The organism is Nonomuraea helvata (genome assembly GCF_039535785.1).
In the GTDB taxonomy this organism is placed as follows: domain Bacteria; phylum Actinomycetota; class Actinomycetes; order Streptosporangiales; family Streptosporangiaceae; genus Nonomuraea; species Nonomuraea helvata.
The window spans coordinates 234,582-252,507 of record NZ_BAAAXV010000011.1 but is presented as its reverse complement, the minus strand read 5'-3'; the positions used below and the strand labels follow the sequence as shown (position 1 = coordinate 252,507).

General features: G+C 72.0%; 15 protein-coding genes. 6 read left to right on the top strand and 9 right to left on the bottom strand.

Translation table 11 applies throughout. The features are described 5' to 3' along the window. Positions 1-9 precede the first annotated feature (9 nt). The 3 genes from ABD830_RS49060 to hemG form a co-directional block, all read right to left on the bottom strand. Entirely contained in the window at positions 10-681 is a 672-nt protein-coding gene (locus tag ABD830_RS49060; protein WP_345002478.1) for a hypothetical protein, read from the bottom strand. A gap of 328 nt (positions 682-1,009) precedes the next feature. Beyond that, positions 1,010-1,711 (bottom strand): hydrogen peroxide-dependent heme synthase, encoded by a 702-nt coding sequence (hemQ, locus tag ABD830_RS49055; RefSeq protein ID WP_345002477.1) that lies wholly within the window; start codon positions 1,709-1,711, stop codon positions 1,010-1,012. A 5-nt stretch (positions 1,712-1,716) separates the two neighbouring features. Then, positions 1,717-3,120 carry a protoporphyrinogen oxidase gene (gene hemG / locus ABD830_RS49050; RefSeq protein WP_345002476.1) on the bottom strand — a complete coding sequence of 468 codons (1,404 nt, stop codon included), beginning with the start codon at positions 3,118-3,120 and terminating at the stop codon, positions 1,717-1,719. Between the two features lie 119 nt (positions 3,121-3,239). On the opposite strand from hemG, the gene ABD830_RS49045 reads away from it, so the two are divergent. Then, positions 3,240-4,286: a DUF4349 domain-containing protein gene (locus tag ABD830_RS49045; protein ID WP_345002475.1), complete on the top strand. Its 1,047-nt coding sequence runs from the start codon at positions 3,240-3,242 to the stop codon at positions 4,284-4,286. On the opposite strand, the gene hemE is transcribed toward ABD830_RS49045, so the two are convergent. After that, positions 4,287-5,348, bottom strand: a complete 1,062-nt coding sequence (hemE, locus tag ABD830_RS49040; RefSeq protein WP_345002474.1) for a uroporphyrinogen decarboxylase — start codon at positions 5,346-5,348, stop codon at positions 4,287-4,289. Positions 5,349-5,913: 565 nt separating this feature from the next. Here hemE and ABD830_RS49035 point away from each other — a divergent pair. The 5 genes from ABD830_RS49035 to ABD830_RS49015 all read left to right on the top strand — a co-directional run bounded on the left by ABD830_RS49035 (position 5,914) and on the right by ABD830_RS49015 (position 11,283). Further along, a complete protein-coding gene (locus tag ABD830_RS49035; RefSeq protein ID WP_345002473.1) occupies positions 5,914-6,498 on the top strand; it encodes a DUF3000 domain-containing protein in 585 nt (194 codons plus the stop codon). A 58-nt stretch (positions 6,499-6,556) separates the two neighbouring features. Continuing rightward, positions 6,557-7,786: an HRDC domain-containing protein gene (locus ABD830_RS49030; RefSeq protein WP_345002472.1), complete on the top strand. Its 1,230-nt coding sequence runs from the start codon at positions 6,557-6,559 to the stop codon at positions 7,784-7,786. Between the two features lie 284 nt (positions 7,787-8,070). Then, positions 8,071-9,216 (top strand): Gfo/Idh/MocA family protein, encoded by a 1,146-nt coding sequence (locus ABD830_RS49025; RefSeq protein ID WP_345002471.1) that lies wholly within the window; start codon positions 8,071-8,073, stop codon positions 9,214-9,216. Continuing rightward, the gene (locus ABD830_RS49020; RefSeq protein ID WP_378520748.1) at positions 9,213-10,349 is read left to right on the top strand and encodes a dihydrodipicolinate synthase family protein; all 1,137 of its coding nucleotides are present in this window, start codon (positions 9,213-9,215) and stop codon (positions 10,347-10,349) included. Before ABD830_RS49025 ends, ABD830_RS49020 begins: the two co-directional genes overlap by 4 nt. Positions 10,350-10,413: 64 nt before the next feature. Further along, positions 10,414-11,283 carry a sugar phosphate isomerase/epimerase family protein gene (locus ABD830_RS49015; RefSeq protein WP_345002470.1) on the top strand — a complete coding sequence of 290 codons (870 nt, stop codon included), beginning with the start codon at positions 10,414-10,416 and terminating at the stop codon, positions 11,281-11,283. Positions 11,284-11,350: 67 nt separating this feature from the next. Here the strand turns inward: ABD830_RS49015 and ABD830_RS49010 are convergent, their stop codons facing one another. From ABD830_RS49010 to ABD830_RS48990, 5 genes are all read right to left on the bottom strand, one after another. Next, complete coding sequence (locus ABD830_RS49010) at positions 11,351-13,933, bottom strand: PEP/pyruvate-binding domain-containing protein (RefSeq protein WP_345002469.1); 2,583 nt, start codon at positions 13,931-13,933, stop codon at positions 11,351-11,353. A gap of 60 nt (positions 13,934-13,993) precedes the next feature. After that, positions 13,994-14,920 (bottom strand): alkaline phosphatase family protein, encoded by a 927-nt coding sequence (locus ABD830_RS49005; RefSeq protein ID WP_345002468.1) that lies wholly within the window; start codon positions 14,918-14,920, stop codon positions 13,994-13,996. Positions 14,921-14,946: 26 nt separating this feature from the next. Beyond that, complete coding sequence (locus ABD830_RS49000; RefSeq protein WP_345002467.1) at positions 14,947-15,720, bottom strand: sugar phosphate isomerase/epimerase family protein; 774 nt, start codon at positions 15,718-15,720, stop codon at positions 14,947-14,949. After that, entirely contained in the window at positions 15,717-16,709 is a 993-nt protein-coding gene (locus tag ABD830_RS48995) for a LacI family DNA-binding transcriptional regulator (protein WP_345002466.1), read from the bottom strand. The genes ABD830_RS49000 and ABD830_RS48995 overlap by 4 nt, the downstream gene beginning before the upstream one ends. Positions 16,710-16,789: 80 nt before the next feature. Continuing rightward, complete coding sequence (locus ABD830_RS48990; protein WP_345002465.1) at positions 16,790-17,896, bottom strand: hypothetical protein; 1,107 nt, start codon at positions 17,894-17,896, stop codon at positions 16,790-16,792. Positions 17,897-17,926: the final 30 nt, after the last annotated feature.

The window sequence follows — 17,926 nt, the reverse complement described above, 5'->3', positions numbered from 1 at the left end:
ATAACGGGGTCAATCGGGCTCGGGGTGGGTGACCCGGCAGCTGGTGTCGGAGGGGCCGAGGATGTTGGCGAGCACGGGGTTCCCGTTCTCGCCGAACTCGGCCTGGACGAACACGACCGGGCGGGCCACCCCGAGGGAGCGCAGGTACTCCAGGCCGCGCTTGCACAGCGTCAGCGCGTGGGATGAATTGCCCGCCGTCTCCGGCAAATCCGTATAAATGCGCAAATATCCGCCGATGGTGCGGATGTCCTTGAGGCGCTTCAGCGCCGCGTCGTCCGGCCCCCAGTGCGTACGGAAGTACTCCGCCGCCTGCTGATCGGTGTGCCGCGACGGCCCGTCCGCCTTGTAATCGTCCACGTCGGCGGAGTCGGGGCCGCCCGCCGACAGGTCCTGCGGGCTGACACTCCCCTGCACCTGCCCAGGCTCCACCGCGCCGGAGGTCGCCGCGCTCGTGGCGGCCTTGGGCGGCTGCGACTTCGGCAGCTCGCTCACCCTGGCCTGCGCGCTCGCCCCCGAGCCCGACTCGGCCCTGCCGGACAGCGCCGAGGACCCGTTCTGCCGCTCGGCCTGGCCTGGCGGCCCGGAGGCCACGCGCGGCTGCTGGGCGGAGGCAGCGGTCAGCGGCCCGCTGAACGTCCCGTTCGCGCCGAGCACCACGGCGACGCCTCCGGCCAGCGCCACCGCTCCGACAGCCCACCGCAGCCTTCCGGTGCGGCGCCGCGCATGCCGCGAACGCCCCGCCCCCTGCGGCGAGCTCTCAGCCGCATTCGGCGAGCGCTCCGCCGCATGCCGACCGGTGGGCTTCCGCCTGCTCCCCCGCCTGCCCGATCCGCCCATCACCCCGCCCTCCCCGCCGCCTGGAACGTGCCACCGCAAGCACGCCCGTACGGACGAAGGATTTCCCTGATTGTGACAAAGGGGATAGATCAAGTCCGTTGGATCGCCAACTTGGGTCTGGCTCTTTTCCCCTGAGTCCCCAGGTCGAGGTGCCGTACGGCTGGGGCAGGGCCTAAGGCAGGGACGCCACCAGCTCACGCACCGGCTTGCGCGCGCCCGTGTAGAACGGGATCTCGACACGCGTGTGCCGGCGGGCCTGCGCGCCCCGCAGCGTGCGCATCAGGTCGACGATCCGGTGCAGCTCGTCGGCCTCGAACGCCAGCATCCACTCGTAGTCGTTGAGCGAGAAGCACGCCACCGTGTTGGCCCGCACGTCGGGGTAGTCGCGCGCCATCCGGCCGTGCTCGGCCAGCATGGCCCGGCGCTCGGAGTCGTCCAGCAGATACCACTCGTAGGAGCGCACGAACGGATAGACGCTCACGTATGCGCGCGGCTCCTCCTCGGCGAGGAAGGCGGGGATGTGCGACTTGTTGAACTCCGCCGGCCGGTGCAGCGCCATCGCCGACCAGACGGGCCTGCTGTGCCGGCCCAGCTCGGTGCGGCGGAAGCGGGCGTAGACGTCCTGCAGGTCCTCGGGCGTGGCCGCGTGCCACCAGAACATGTAGTCGGCGTCGGCCCGCAACCCGGCCACGTCGTAGACCCCCCTGGTCACGACGCCCTTGCCGGCGGCCTGCTCGAGCAGCTCCTCGACCTCGCCCGCCAGGCCGTCGCGCTCGACGGGACACGGCTCGGTGACCTGGAAGACCGACCACATCGTGTAACGGATCACCTGGTTGAGATCGCGGGCCTTGGGCCGCGGAGCAGCGTCTGTCATAGCGCCTATTCTCCTCGCTGGGACAGGTGGTCCAGAATCCGGGCGGCGGCCGTACGGGCCGTGCTGACGCAGGCGGGAATGCCGACGCCGTCGTAGGCGGCGCCGCAGACGGCCAGCCCCGGCTCCACGGCCACGGCGGCGTGCACCCTGGCCACCCGGTCGAGGTGGCCCACGTTGTACTGCGGCAGCGACCCGCCCCAGCGCGTGACCCTGGTGTCGATCGGCAGGCCGCTCACGCCCATCACGTCGGCCATCTCGGCCGTGGCCAGCGACACCAGCTCGACGTCGTCCCGCTGGAGCAGGTGCTCCTCGCCGACCCTGCCGATCGAGCAGCGCAGGATCACCATGTCCTTCGTCAGGTGCGGCCACTTGATCGAGCTGAACGTGACCGCCTTGACCGGCCGGCCCTCGACGGGCGGCACCAGGTAGCCGCTGGAGGTGGGCGGCTGGGGGAAGGCGCCGATCGGGTAGGCGAGCGTGACGATGGCCATGCTGGCGTACTCGATCTTGGCCAGCTCGCTCGCCGCCTTGGGCACCTCGGCCTTGAGCAGCCTGCCGGCGGCGGCCCCCGGCGTGGCCACGATCACCGCGTCCGCCCGGACGACCTCGGGCTTGGGGACGGGGCCGGTGACCAGTCGCCAGCCGTCGCCGTCCCTGTGCAGCTCGCGTACGGTGACGCCGGTCCTGATGTCCGCACCCGACGCCTTGGCGACCGCCTCGGGCAGGCCGCCGAGCCCACCCTTCAGCGAGGTGAAGACTGGGCCCGCGTCCTTCGGCGCCTCCTCGACGAGCTGCCTGGCCCCGGTCAGCAGCGAGCGCTCGGAGCGGGCCACCGCCGCCACGCGCGGCATGGTGGCCTCCAGCGAGAGCATGTCGGAACGGCCCGCGTAGACACCGCCGAGCAGCGGCTCGACCAGCCGTTCGACGATCTCGCCACCCATCCTGGCGCGGACGTAGGCGGCCACGGACACGTCGGTGCGTACGAGGGTCGGCGGCAGGATCTGGTCGAGCGGCACGCGCAGCAGGCCGCCGGGCGAGACGATGCCCGACTTGGCCAGCTCGGTCAGGTCGGAGGGCACGCCCATGACCTGGCCCTTCGGCATCGGGCGCAGCTCGCCCCTGCTGTAGACGGCCGAGCTCGTGGTGCCGGGGAAGACCAGGTCGTCGCCGAGCCCGACCCCCCTGGCCAGCTCCTTGCCCTCGGGCCGCCTGGCCAGCATGGCCTCCGCGCCCGCGTCCACGTTCACCCCGGCGACCTCGGAGGCGTACAGCTTGCCGCCGATCCGCGGCCCGCCCTCGAGCACGGTGACCTTGACCCGCTCGCCCGCGCTCTGGCGGAGATACCACGCGGCGGCGAGACCGGAGATCCCTCCGCCGATGACGACCACGTGCGCCCGATTCCCTTCCACGCCTCCTGACGCTACCGCCTCAGCACAGTGCTCAGCTGCGCGGGGCAGCGTTGTCAGACGGTGACCGGACCGTGATTCCTCCTACCAAACCGGGGCTTTCCGGTGACCGTCTTATGGGCATGAGGAGAATCCGGTACGGAGTCGCACTCACGGCCGCCTGTTCGGCCCTGCTCCTGACGGGCTGCGGTGGCAGCTCCAGGACGATGTCCAGCGAAGCCGGCTCGGGCACCGCGCCCGCACCGGCCGCCGACCAGGCCGAGAGCCTCGCCAAGCAGCAGCGACCGCAGCAGAGCAAGGACGGCCTCGTCTCGGACGTCAAGCTGACCCAGCAGCAGGATCGCCAGGTGATCTACACCGGCGACCTGACGGTGCGGGCCAAGCAGGTCACCGCCGCCGCCCAGCAGGCCAAGCAGATCGTGACGTCGGCGGGCGGCTACCTGTCCAAGGAGGAGAGCAACTCGGCCAACGACACCGAGGACACAGCCACGCTGGAGTTCAAGATCCCGCCGGCCAGGTACACCGAGGTGCTGGGCCGGCTCGGCAAGGAGCTGGGCAAGCAGCTGTCCATGAACCAGGGCACCCAGGACGTCACCATGCAGGTGGCCGACGTCGAGAGCCGGCTGAAGTCGGCGCAGCAGTCGCTGGACTCGCTGCGTACGCTGCTGAAGAAGGCCGGCACCATCGGCCAGGTGCTGCAGGTCGAGCGGGAGATCTCCGCACGCGAGGCCGACCTGGAGTCGCTGCAGGCGCAGCAGAAGCAGCTGGCCACGCAGGTGGCCATGGCGACGCTGACGCTCCGGCTGGTCGGGCCGGTGGCCGTCGTCGAGGATCCCTCCGACGAGCCCGCGGGGTTCTTCGGCGGCCTCAAGGCGGGCTGGACCGCGCTGGTGTCGTTCACGAAGGTCGCGGTGACGGTGCTCGGCGCGGTGCTGCCGTGGCTGGCCGTCTTGGTGCCGCTGATCGCGCTGATGATCTATCTGGCACGGCGTCGCCGCTCCAGGCGCCCCCGGGCCCCCATGCCCCCGCAGGGGCCGATGCACGGCGGTCCGGTACCTCCGCAGGGGCCGGTGCACAGCGGCCCGGTACCCCCGCAGGGGCCGGGACACAGCGGCCCGGTACCCCCACAGGGGCCGGGACACAGCGAGCCGGGGCCGGAGGCGGCGTGATCAGGACTGTCGGCCGGCCTCGTGCACGAGGTCGGTGAGGCGCCTGAGCTGGTCGGGATCGGTCGAGGGCAGCACGCCGTGCCCCAGGTTGAACACGTGCCCCTCGGCCGCCCGCCCCTGGCGCAGCACCTCGCGCGCCTTGCGCTCGACGACCTCCCACGGCGCCAGCAGCACGGCCGGGTCGAGGTTGCCCTGCAGCGCCTTGCCGGGGCCGACCCGGCGGGCCGCCTCGTCGAGCGGCACCCGCCAGTCGACGCCCACCACGTCGGCCCCCGCCTCGCCGAGCACGCCGAGCAGCTCGCCCGTGCCGACGCCGAAGTGGATGCGCGGCACGTCCGGCAGGCCCTCGAAGATGCGGCGGGTGTGGGGCAGGATGAACTCCCGGTAGTCGGCCGGCGCCACCGCCCCCACCCAGGAGTCGAAGAGCTGCACGGCCGAGGCCCCGGCGGCGATCTGGATGCGCAGGTGCTCGAGGACGATCGTGGAGAGCCGTTCCATGAGCGCGTGCCACAGCTTCGGCTCGCCGTACATCATGGCCTTGGTGTGGTCGTGGTTCTTGGACGGGCCGCCCTCGATCAGGTACGAGCCGAGCGTGAACGGAGCCCCGGCGAAGCCGATCAGCGGCGTGCCGCCCAGCTCGCCGGTCAGCGCCTGGATGGCCTCGGTGACGTACGGCACGTCGTCCGGCTCGATCGGCCGCAGCGCCTCAAGACCCCTGGCGTCGCGGATCGGGTCGGCCACCACCGGACCGACGCCCGGCTTGATGTCGAGATCGACGCCGATGGCCTTGAGCGGCACCACGATGTCGCTGAAGAAGATCGCCGCGTCCACGCCGTATCGGCGCACCGGCTGCATGGTGATCTCGACGATCATGTCCGGCGTCGAGCAGGCCGTGAGCATCGGCACGCCTTCGCGAATCCGCAGGTACTCGGGCAGCGACCGACCGGCCTGGCGCATGTACCAGACCGGGGTGTGCGGGACGGGCTGGCGGCGGCACGCACGCAGGAAAGCGGAGTCGGCGAGGTTCACCCCACAAGGGTGCCATGTACGGGCGTCGGTCATGACACGGGAGCGACGTGTCAGAAAAACCTCGATTGGACACCCCAAAGCATGATCAGATAGCCAGATGAAGGTTTACCGGTCTGCTCGGCATCGGCGCCGCACTCGGGTCGAACACACCCCATGTCCGGCCAGAGAGCCGGTTTCGAGTGGGCCAAATGTTCACCAACCCACCGCGCGGCACCGATTCAGGGACCACTTTCGGGACACGCCGAGCGCGTTGCGGGGAATTGTCAGCAGCTCGTGCCAACGTCGGAGCCACGACCCGAAGAAAGGCCACGGCTCGATGACTCGTGCGATGACCGCGTTGTGGAGTTCCCCAGAGCGCCGCAGTGAGCGCTGCCCTTCCTGTGCAGGCGAGCGGCCGTTCGAGCAACCGCCGTGCCTCGACGGCCACGAGCCCGGCCACTGCCCCGAGTGGGCCTGCGTCGACTGCGGTCACGCGATCATCTTCGGCACGGCCGAAACCCTCCGACCGAATCGCCAGCTGGTTACGGCAGCGGCTTGATCACGAAGGATGAGCACCCCCGTGGTCCCCTTCCGTCCGTCTTCGACCTACGCTTCCGCTATGACACTCGGTGACCCGCCTCCTCCTCCAGCGGTGTTCACGCGCGCCGCGGAGAGCATGCGGCAGGCCGAGGTCAGGCCGGAGATCGAGCTCGAAGACCTCCCCGCGCCGCAGCGGCTGGCCCCCTACTCGGCCGCCATCGGCGCGTCCGTCTACCGCGACGACGACGAGCTCGCGGTCGGCCGGCTGATCCTGCTCTACGACCCTGACGGCCAGCGCGGGTGGGAGGGCCCGTTCCGGCTGGTGGCCTACGTCAGGGCCGACATGGAGCCGGAGATCACCTCCGATCCGCTGCTCGGACCGGTCGCCTGGAGCTGGCTGACCGAGGCTCTGGACGCCCACCAAGCCGACTACTCCGCCGCTGGCGGTACCGTGACAAGAGCCGTGTCCGAGGGGTTCGGCAACAAAGCCGAAGACCCGGTCACGACCGAGCTCGAGTTGCGGGCGTCCTGGTCACCCGCGCAGGAGGATCTCTCCGGCCACGTCGCCGCCTGGTGCGACCTCATGTGCCTGGCGGCGGGGATCCCGCCGCTCCCGCCCGACGTGGCCGCCCTTCCCCGCCGCCGCGATGAATCCGGAGAGTGACCGTACGAAGTGAGGGCACCAGTAAAGACAGCACCAGCGTCATGAGGTCGGTGAGCTCATGACAGAAGAACGCACCGTCGAACCGCTGCTCGAGCCGCGCGAGGGCATCCCGCCGGTCATCGCGGACGCGGCCGGGCTGGCTGAAATCGTTTCGCGATTCGCGGCGGGCACCGGTCCCGTCGCGGTGGACGCCGAGCGCGCCTCGGGCTACCGCTACGGCAACCGCGCCTACCTCGTGCAGCTGCGCCGGGCCGGGGCGGGCACCGCGTTGATCGACCCGATCGGCTGTCCCGACCTGTCCGACCTCGACGCGGCCGTGGCCGACGCCGAGGTCGTCCTGCACGCCGCCTCCCAGGACCTGCCGTGCCTCTTGGAGGTGGGGTTCAGGCCGCGCACGATGTTCGACACCGAGCTGGCGGGGCGGCTGCTCGGCTACGAACGGGTCGGCCTTGGCACCATGGTCGAGACCGTGCTCGGGCTGCGACTGGAGAAGGGCCACTCGGCCGCCGACTGGTCCACCAGGCCGCTGCCCGAAGACTGGCTGCGGTACGCGGCGCTCGACGTGGAGGTGCTGGTCGAGCTGCGGGACGCGCTCCATCAGGAGCTGGCGGAGAGCGGGAAACTGGAGTGGGCGCGCGAGGAGTTCGCCGCCGTGCTCAACACGCCGCCGCCCGTCCCCCGGTCCGATCCCTGGCGCCGTACCTCGGGCATCCACAAGGTGCGCAACGTGCGGGCGCTGGCGATCGTGCGGGAGCTGTGGACCATGCGCGACAGGATCGCCCGGGAGGCCGACCTGGCGCCCGGACGGGTGCTGCCCGATGCGGCCATCGTGACGGCCGCGCTGGAGGGACCCCGTACCAAGAAGGCCTTGACCGAAATATCGGCATTCACCGGGCGCAGCGCGCGCCGGCACATGAGCGACTGGCTCGCCGCGGTGACCCGCGCCCGCCAGCTGCCCGACGGCCAGCTCCCCACGCCGAGCACCCCCGGCGACGGGCCGCCACCGCCCAACCGCTGGGCCGACCGCGACCCGGCCGCCGCCAAACGCCTGGCGGCCGCCCGCGCGGTGGTGGCGGGGCTGGCCGAGCAGCACCACATGCCCACGGAGAACCTGCTGCAGCCGGACGCCGTACGACGGCTCACGTGGGAGCCGCCCGCGGAGATCACCGAGGAGACCGTCACCGCCCGGCTGCGCGAGCTCGGCGCCCGGGAGTGGCAGCTCTCCCTGACGGCCCACCCGATCACCAAGGCCCTGGCCCGCCTGGAAAACCGCGGCGGCGACCAGTAACCTCTGGCCGCTGCCCGGCCCGGCGTCGCAGCGCGAACAAGCGCGTCGCCGGGCTGGGCACCGTGCGCGTTCGCGCCGGGCACCAGCTGACGCGCCGCCAGAGGGGGCAGCCGCCATGCGGGCGACTGAGCGCGGGCGCGGGCATTCGCCAGGCTACGCCTGCCGGGCTCCCTGATTCCTTCAGGGGCCTACAGGGAATTCAAGACGCTACTTGACGTCGTCGGCGGGGCGGCCGTACGGTTCGGGAAAGCGCTTTCCCCATGTATGTCCTGAAGGGATCCTCAATGAGCGTGCGCACCATCGGCGTCGTGATGAACGGCGTCACCGGACGGATGGGCTACCGCCAGCACCTGGTCCGTTCCGTCCTGGCCATCAACGAGCAGGGCGGCGTCACGCTCTCGGACGGCAACAGGGTGAAGCTCAAGCCCGTACTTGTCGGAAGAAATGCCGACAAATTGGCAGATATCGTTGCGAAGCATGGGATTTCGGATTTCACCACAGACCTGGACTCCGCCCTGGCCGACGACGACAACCTGATCTACTTCGACGCGCAGGTCACCAGCGCCCGCGTCAAGGCCGTGCTGAAGGCCATCGAGGCAGGCAAGCACATCTACGCCGAGAAGCCCACGGCCGAGTCGACGCAGGAGGCCATGGCGCTGGCCGAGGCGGCCACGGCCAAGGGTGTGAAGAACGGCGTCGTGCAGGACAAGCTGTTCCTGCCCGGCCTCCTCAAGCTCAAGCGGCTGATCGACGGCGGCTTCTTCGGCCGGATCCTGTCGGTGCGCGGTGAGTTCGGCTACTGGGTGTTCGAGGGCGACTGGCAGGAGGCGCAGCGCCCGTCGTGGAACTACCGGGCCGAGGACGGCGGCGGCATCGTGCTCGACATGTTCCCGCACTGGCACTACGTGATGGAGAACCTGTTCGGCCGCGTCGAGTCCGTCTACGCCCGCGCCGTGACGCACGTCCCCTCGCGGGTGGACGAGCAGGGCAACACGTACCAGGCGACCGCGGACGACGCCGCGTACGGGATCTTCGAGCTCGAAGGCGGCATCGTCGCGCAGATCAACTCGTCCTGGACGGTTCGCGTGAACCGCGACGAGCTGGTCGAGTTCCAGGTGGACGGCACGCACGGCAGCGCCGTCGCCGGGCTGCGCAACTGCCGGGTGCAGCACCGCTCCGCCACGCCCAAGCCCGTCTGGAACCCCGACCTGCCCGCCACCGCCCGTTTCCGCGACGGGTGGCAGGAGGTGCCCGACAACGCCGAGTTCGACAACGGGTTCAAGGTGCAGTGGGAGGCGTTCGTCCGGCACGTGGTGGAGGACGCGCCCTTCCCCAACGACTTCGCCTCGGGCGCCCGCGGCGTGCAGCTCGCCGAGCTGGGGCTGCGCTCGAACGCCGAGGGCCGCAGGATCGAGGTGCCGCAGCTGTGACGACGATCGACCTGCCGGGGATCGGCGCCTACGAGCTGCGCGAGCCCGTGACGTGGCCGGTGCCGGACAAGGCGCCCGCCGGCCGCATCGTGTACGCCGCCGCCCACGTGGTGGCCGACCCGCTCGGTGACAACACGCCCGGCTCCCCCGCCGCCGTGGACTGGGAAGCCACCCTGCGCTTCCGCCGTCACCTGTGGTCGCACGGCCTGCGCGTCGCGGACGCCATGGACACCGCGCAGCGCAACATGGGCCTGGACTGGGCGGCGACCAAGGAGCTCATCCGGCGCAGCGCCGCCGAGGCCCGCCCGTACGGCGACCCGGCGACGCTGGTCGCGTGCGGCGCGGGCACCGACCACGCGCCCCAGGCCGCCGACCTGAACACGATCACCGCCGCGTACGCCGAGCAGATCGAGACTGTCCAGTCGGCCGGCGCCGGTGTGATCGTCATGGCCTCCCGCCAGCTCGCCAGGGTGGCGACGGGCCCGGAGGACTACCACCAGGTGTACGGCAAGCTGTTCGGCCTGGCCGACCGGCCCGTGATCCTGCACTGGCTGGGCGAGATGTTCGACCCGCAGCTGGCCGGCTACTGGGGTTCGCGGGACGTGGCGGCGGCGACGGAGTCGTTCCTGGAGCTGATCCACGCCCACGCCGCGCTGGTGGACGGCGTGAAGGTGTCGTTGCTGGACGAGGAGCACGAGGTAGGGCTGCGCGCCGCGCTCCCCGAGGGCGTCAAGCTGTACACCGGCGACGACTTCAACTACCCGTCGCTGATCAAGTCGGGTTCGCACGCGCTGCTGGGCATCTTCGACGCCATCGCCCCGGCCGCGGCGGCGGCCCTGCACGCGCTAGACGCCGGCGACCTGGACCGCTATGACGAGATCTTCGCCCCGACCGTCCCGCTGTCGCGGAAGATCTTCGAGGCGCCGACGTACAACTACAAGACCGGCATCGTCTTCCTGGCCTGGCTGAACGGCCACCAGGACGCGTTCGCCATGGTGAACGGCGCTCAGTCGGCGCGCTCGCTGCTCCACCTGTCGGAGGTGTTCCGCCTCGCCGACCAGGCCGGGCTGCTGGCGGACCAGGAGCTGGCCGTACGCCGGATGAAGGCGCTGCTGGCGGTGAACGGGCTGTGAGCGAGCGAAGCGAGGGAACCATGGACACAGCACGCTGGGTCATAGGACCGCCGAAGGCGGTCCTATGACCCTCTCCCTGAATCAGTGGACGACGAGGCGCTGGTCCGTGGCCGAGGCCGTGGACGGGTGCGTACGGCACGGCCTGGAGGCGGTCGGGCTGTGGCGGGAGAAGGTCGCCGAGCAGGGCCTCGCGGAGAGCGTGAAGCTGGTGCGCGAGGCCGGGCTGCGGGTGTCGTCGCTGTGCCGGGGCGGCTTCCTCACGGCCGGCGGGCTGCCGGGCGAGGAGGGACGCCGTGCGTTCGCGCAGGCGCTGGACGAGAACCGGCGGGCCGTCGACGAGGCGGCCGAGCTGTCGGCGGCGTGCCTGGTGATGGTGGTCGGCGGCCTGCCCGGCGTGAAGCCGGGGGAGCCCCTGCCCGCGAGCGGTTTCTCGCGTGACGTGGCCGGGGCGCGCGAGCGGGTGGCGGAGGCGCTGGCGGAGCTGGCGCCCTACGCCGGGGAGCGCGGGGTCAAGCTGGCCCTGGAGCCGCTGCACCCGATCTACTGCCCCGACCGGGCGGTCCTGTCCACGCTGGGCCAGGCGCTCGATCTGAGCCTGGCGTATCCGGAGGAGCAGGTCGGCGTGGTGGTCGACACGTTCCACGTGTGGTGGGACCCGCGGGTGTTCGAGGACATCGCGCGGGCCGGCCGCCGGATCGCCTCCTACCAGGTGTGCGACTACCTGCACCCGCTGCCGCAGGACATCCTGCTCGGGCGGGGCATGATGGGCGACGGCGTGATCGACTTCCGGCCGATCACGCGGGCGGTCCTCGAGGCCGGCTACGCCGGCGACGTCGAGGTGGAGATCTTCAACGCCGACATCTGGGCCGCCGACCCCGACGAGGTGGTGGCCACGATGAAGGCGCGGTACGAGGACGTGGTGCTCCTGCCGTGACCTCCTGGGAGCGGCGGCACAGGTGATCCGCGCCGCCGCCCGTGGTCACAGCGGCGTCACAGCGGCGTCACAGCGGCGTCACCGTGCCCGCCGCCCCGTTCACCTCGATCTCCTGGCCCGTGGTGATGCGGTGGGTGGCGTCGGGGACGCCGACGACGGCCGGGATGCCGTACTCCCTGGCCACCACCGCGCCGTGCGACATGGCGCCGCCCATCTCCATCACCAGGCCGCCCGCCGTCAGGAACAGCGGCGTCCAGCCGGGGTCCGTCGAGGGGCAGACCAGGATCTCGCCCGGCTCCAGGTGGGCGCCGATGGGGTCGAGCACCACCCTGGCCACGCCCGTGACGGTGCCCGCCGAGGCGGCCGTACCCGTCAGCGCGCCGCCAGTGGTGGAAGCAGCGGCCGCGGACGCGAGCGCCTCGGGCTCGGTGCCGTCGGACAGCAGCATCCTGGGCACGTGCCTGCGGCGCGACTCCTGCTCGTACGCCGCCCGCCGCTCCTCCACGACCGCGCGCAGGTCCCCTCCGCCGAGGGCGGCCCTGGCCTCCCGCAACGTCAGGAAGAACACGTCGCGCGCCGCGTCCAGGACGCCGAGCTCCACCAGGCGCTCCCCGACCACCAGCAGGCTCCGCCGCAGCCCGGCGAGGGTCTTGACCAGGTAGAACTTGGGCAGCTCGCGCAGCCCCGCGAACTCCCGCGTACGCCGCAGCCCGAAGCGCACCACCGAGGCCCGCCACCGGGCCTTGCGCCCGGCCGCGGACACCACGTGGGCGATGGCCGAGCGCGCCTCCTCGGCGCCCTTGGCGAACAGCGCGGAGGGGGCGAGGTCGGCGCCGCCCTCCATCCGCAGGTAGTTGGCCAGCACGCCGAGGATGTGCGCGGGCTCCTCGGACCAGCGCGGCACGCCCATGTCGATCTCCGCGACCCCCCGGTGGCCGTACTTGTCCAGGAACGCGGCGATCTCCCGCTGGGCGACCGGAGGAAGCCCTCCGGCCTGGTAGAGGCGGACCAGCTCGGCCACCGGCCGCTCCCTGAACGGCTCCGGCTCGACGCGGGTGGCCAGGTCCCACAGCTCCAGGTCCATCTCCGTGGTCGGGTTGTGGGGGACGCTGCGCAGGATGTCCTGCATGTCGTTGAGCGGCACGCCGGAGAGCTTGGAGGCCAGGGCGAACAGGCCGTAGCCGGTGATCACGATCGGCATGATCGAGAGGATGGCCGGGAAGGTGCCGGCGAGCAGGCGTTCGGCGTGGTCCAGGCGCTGCTCGGGGGTGGCGGACGCGGGCGGCACGAGGCGCCGGTCCAGCTCCGCGCCGAGGCGGGCGGTGTACTCGAGAGCCTTGCGAGGACTGGTCAGCGCGATCAGGACCCGGGAGGGGGCGTGGATGCCGCGCGCGAACCTGCGTACGGCGCGCAGGACCGGGCGGGGTGAGGTGTACTCCGGCGAGAGCCGCGGATCCTGCATGAGCTGCTCGATGAGGGGGACCGCGCGGGCCTCGCCCAGCGTGAGCACGCGCGGCAGCAGGGCGCGGCCGAAGCGGCTGCGGACGGCCGTGGTCAGGTCGAGCCACATGCGCCCGCCCGACACGGCGACGAACGCCGCGCCGTCGAGCCGGTCGGCGGGTCCGTAGCCGAACACCTTCGCCGCTCCGGCGCTGAGCAGCCGGAACGCCGACACCCCCATCGGAGTGAAGGGCCCCATGACGCCCTGGACGACGTTGACCGAGAAGTACACCCGCAGGCCGGGCCTGCTCTGCTCAGGCAGCGGATAGAGCGTGGTGATCGGCCTGGCCTGGGTGAGCCAGATCCTGCCGTGCTCGTCGATGGCCCACTCGGTGTCCTGAGGGGCGCCGTAGTGGTCCTCGACGCGGGCGCCCAGGTCGGCCAGCGCGCGCACCTGGTCGTCGGTCAGGCAGAGCCCCTCGTGGGGGGTCTCGACGCGTTCGGTGCCGCCGCCGGGGAGCGAGCGGATGGTCAGGCGCTTGTCGCCGGCGTGGCGTTCGAGGATCTCGCCGCCGTACACGACGAAGCGGTCGGGGTTCACGGCGCCGGAGACGACGGCCTCGCCGAGCCCGGGGTTCGCGTCGATGACGGCCTGACGCCGCCGCCCCGTCACCGGGTCGGCGGTGAACATCACGCCCGCCACCTGCGAGTCCACCATCGCCTGGACGACCACCGCGAGCCGCACCGTGGCGTGGTCGATGCCGTTGGACTCCCGGTAGGCGACCGCTCGGTCGGTCCAGAGCGAGGCCCAGCAGCGACGTACGGCGTCCACCACGGCCTCGGCGCCGACCACGTTGAGGAAGGTGTCCTGCTGGCCGGCGAAGCTGGCGAACGGCAGGTCCTCGGCCGTGGCCGAGGAGCGGACCGCGACGGGCACGTCGTCGCCCAGCTCGGCGTAGGACTTCACGATCGCCTCGTGGACGGCCGGCGGCACCGGCGCCTCCAGGAGGTGCCGCCTGGCCCGCTCGGCGAGGTCGTCGCCGCTCGTCTCGAGGCCCTGCGCCACCTGCCGGTACGCCTCCGTGGTCAGCACCCACCCCGGTGGGACCGGCAGGCCGGCCCTGGTCAGCTCGCCGAGGTTCGCGGCCTTGCCGCCCACCTCGGCCAGCATCCCCGCGTCGATCTCGGCGAAGTCCAGTGCCGTGTTCATCGGGTGCTCCTCTGCCCTTCAGCGTCCTGTCACCCAGTCTCACCCTTTCCCGGCAGAAATTCAACAGTTGATGAAAAGATCCGTTCCGTCCAGATCCCACGCCGGATCGGCCGCTATGCCCAGCACGCCCAACGCCGTCGGCCCCACGTCCACCAGCCGGGGCCCGGCGAGCGAGCGGCCGCCCAGGTCCTCCCCCAACCGGTTCGCGATCACGAACACCGTGCGCTCCTCGTCCGACGTCCCCCCGTGCCCGCCCTCGTCCACGTGCCCGTGGTCGGTCGTGACCAGCACCGTCCATCGCTCGCCCGGGTACGTGGACCGGCCGCGGACGGCGTCGAGCAGGCGGCCCAGGTAGGCGTCCTGGGTCTGGAGCGCGGTGAAGTACTCCTCGCAATGGGGGCCGAGGTCGTGGGCCACCTCGTCGGTGTCGCCCAGGTACACGAAGACGGCGTCCGCGTCGGCATCGGCCAGGTGCCGCTCGGCGGCCTCGGCGACCTGTTCGTCGGCGGCGGCCCAGATGCCCATGCCGTACCCGTCGACGACGAACCGGTGGTCGATCGCCCGGCTGAAGGCGCCGTACTCGTCGAGCGCCGTCCAGGAGAAGAACGCGGCGGTGGTCAGCTCCGGCCGGACATTCTTCGCGCGAGTCAGGAAGTCCGGAAATTTCGTGAAATTGGGGTTGGTGAAGGCGTTGTCCACCACGCCGTGCTTGTCCGGCCAGACCCCGGTGGCGATCGACGACCAGCCGGGACCCGAGTCGGTACGCGACGCGATGACCCGCCCGCCCGGCTCCGGGCTCTTGGGCACGACCTCGCCGGGCGACTCCGTACGCGGCGTTCCCGCCTCACCGTAGGGGAGCTTGCTGGTGCCGTACGCGCCGGAGGACATCAGCCCGTCCAGCACGGGCGCGCCCAGGGCGCGCAGCCGGTCGAACCGCAGGCCGTCCATGCCGACGACGAGCACCTTGTTCCGCTTAGAAAGGGGCATCCCCCTATCTAAGCGGCGAAAGTCTTCTAAAGGGCGAAACGCCGCACCCAGTCAGCCGCGCCCGGCAGGATCTCCTCGACCGGTGCGACCTGCGGATACCACGTGCGCTCCCACTCCAGGGAGACCCACCCGTCGTAACCGGCCGCCCGCAGCAGCTCGCCCGACTCCTCCAGCGGCACCGACCCCGTCCACATGGGCACCGGCGTGGTGTCCTCGGCCGAGACGGCGTCCTTCACCTGGACGTAGGAGAGGTACGGGCCCAGCGCGGCCAGCGTGTCGGCCGGCGACTCGCCGTGGCGCCACGGGTGCAGCAGGTCCCAGATCGCGCCGGTGGTCTCGGGGCAGCCCGCCTCGGCCAGCAGCCCGGCCACCGCCGCGCCGGTGGCCATGCGGTCGTGCGTCTCGACGAGGACGCGTGTGCCGAGCGCGGAGGCCGTACCGGAGACGGCCTTGAGCCTGCGGGCGCCGACGGCCGGGTCGTCGCCGCGCGGGAACACCCGCACGCCGGGCGCACCCAGGTCGGCGGCGAGCTGAAGGTCGGCGATCAGCGCCTCGACGACCGGTTCGTCCTCCCCCGGCTCACAAATGCCGACATATCCAGCGAGCGCCGAAATTTCGAGACCTGCCCGCTCCACCCGCTCCCGCACCGAGCGCCGCCCGGCGGCGTCGAGACCGCCGTGCACCCCGGTGTCCGGGTGCAGGCGCAGCTCGAGGCCCTGGCAGCCGCCTCCGGTCGCGATCTCGATGGCCCTGTCGAGCCCCTCGCCGGGCATGCCCAGCGTGCTGACCGCCAGCTTCACGCCAGCCTCCGTACGCTCTCCCGCAGCACGACCTCACCGGCCACCTGCTCGACCACGACCGTGTCCTCCTCGCCCAGCGCCAGCTCCAGCGCCCGCGCCCCCATGTCCTTCAACGGCAGCCGCACGGTCGTCAGCGCGGGCACGTGATCGCGCAGCGTGACGATGTCGTCGAACCCGGCCACCGAGACGTCCTCGGGCACCCTCACCCCGCGCTCCCTGTAGGCCGCCAGCGCCCCGACCGCCATCACGTCGTTGACCGCGAACACGCAGGTCGCGTCCACGACCTGCTGGGCCGCGGCGTAGCCGCCGTCGCGGTCGAACGGCCCGTTGATCACCTGCGGCGCAGGCAGCCCCAGCTCCTCCAGCGCCTCGGTGAAGCCGGCGCACCGGTCGGCCGCCGTGACGAGGTGCGGCGGCCCGGCCAGCACCGCGAACCGCGTGTGCCCGAGCCCTGCCAGCGCGCGGGCGAGCTCGGCCGCGCCCTGCCTGTTGGCGGGCGCGACCGTGTCGACGCCGAGGAGGTCCTGGCCCACGCAGGCGGCACGGCCGCCGCCCGCCTGGTATCGGGCCAGCTCGTCGCGGAGCCGCCCCGTGACGGCCGGGTCGGCGACGCGCGAGCCGACCAGCAGCACCGCTCGCACGCGCTGGGCGTTCAGCGTGGCGACGTAGGCGATCTCCTGCTCGGGGTCGCGATGCGTGGTGCCCACCATGACCAGCAGGCCCTCGGTGGTGGCCGCCCGCATCGCCCCGTCGGCCAGGGCCGCGAAGTAGGGGTCGGTCAGGTCGTGCACGACGATGCCGATGACGTTGCTCGCCCCGCGGGCCAGCGTCTGGGCGGCGATGTTGGCGCGATAGCCCAGCTCGTCGGCGGCCTGCTCGACGCGCGCCCGCAGGGCCGCGCCCACCTGGCGGGTGCTGCCGTTGAGCACCCGCGAGGCGGTCGCGAGCGAGACGCCCGCCTGCCTGGCGACGTCTTCAAGCGTGACCACGAGACCTCCCCGGAAAGCGGTTTCCAAGTCTGCCAGACCAGTACCTGGGTCCGCATCCCCCGGGGAGCACCCTACGGTGCTCAGGCCCAGGGGAACAGGATGTCGAGGATGCCTTTGCTCTCCTTCGTGGGCGTGGGCGCGGGCGCCTGGGTCTGGGGCGCCTGGGTGGCGGGAGGAGCCTCGGTGTTCTTGGACTCCGGCGCCTTGGTCTCCACCGTGTCGTCGTTGCCGCCGGCCGGGTTGGAGACGGTGTTGTCGCCGTTGTCCGGCGCCTGGGTCTGCGGGGCCCGGGTGGGCCTGGTGCTCGCCCGCTGCGTGGGCTGTCGCGTGTTCGTCGGGCGGGCCGAAGGCTCGCGCGTGTGCCGCGTCCGCTGCGTCGGCGGGGTGGACGGCCGCGCGGCCTGGGTGTCGGTCGGCTCAGGGCTGTCCGAATCGGTGGGCTCGGCGGTGTCCTCCTCCTCCGCGGCCGTGTCCTCGGGGGCCGCGGTCTCCGTCGGAGAGGTCACCTCGCCCGCGCTGGCGCACTGGCCGGCCTTGCAGGGGTCGTCGGAGGAGTTGCCGGTGAGCAGGAAGCCCGCGCCCACCCCGACCAGCACCACCGCGGCGGCCGCCACCAGGAGCTTCCTGGTACGGCGGCGCACCTCGCCCTCACCGTCGCCGGAACGGCCACGGCCCTCGCCGCCACCGGAACGGCCGCCGCGCGAGCGCCCCTCGTCCGAGTCGTCGGTCCAGCCCGAGCCGAGGAAGCCGCGCTTGGGCCGGTCGTCGTCGCGATCGTCGTCGAGGCCCGACTCGTAGCTCCGGTCGAGCGGGAGGTACGGGTTCTCGTCCTTGTCCTCGACGCCGTGCGAGCCGCTCGGCTCGCTCAGCAGGTCGCGGGTGCCGCTCGCGTGAGGGTCGCCGAGCAGATCGCGGGTGCCGCTCGCATGGGGGTCGCCGAGCACGTCCTGGGCGCCGCTCGCGTGGGGGTCGCCGAGCACGTCGTGCGCGCCGCTGGGGCCGCCGTACAGGTCGTGCGAGCCGCCGGAGCCGCCGAGCACGTCGTGGGGACCGTCGTCGAGCACGTCGCGGCCCTCGATGAGCTGCGGCTCGCTCTTGTCGAGCGGGAGGATGTAGGTCTCGTTGCCGACGACCTGGATGGCGGGCTGCTCGTCGGTGTCCTCGGTGCTCCACCGTGGGGAAAGCACGTCACCCGTCATCTCAGGGTTTAACGACCT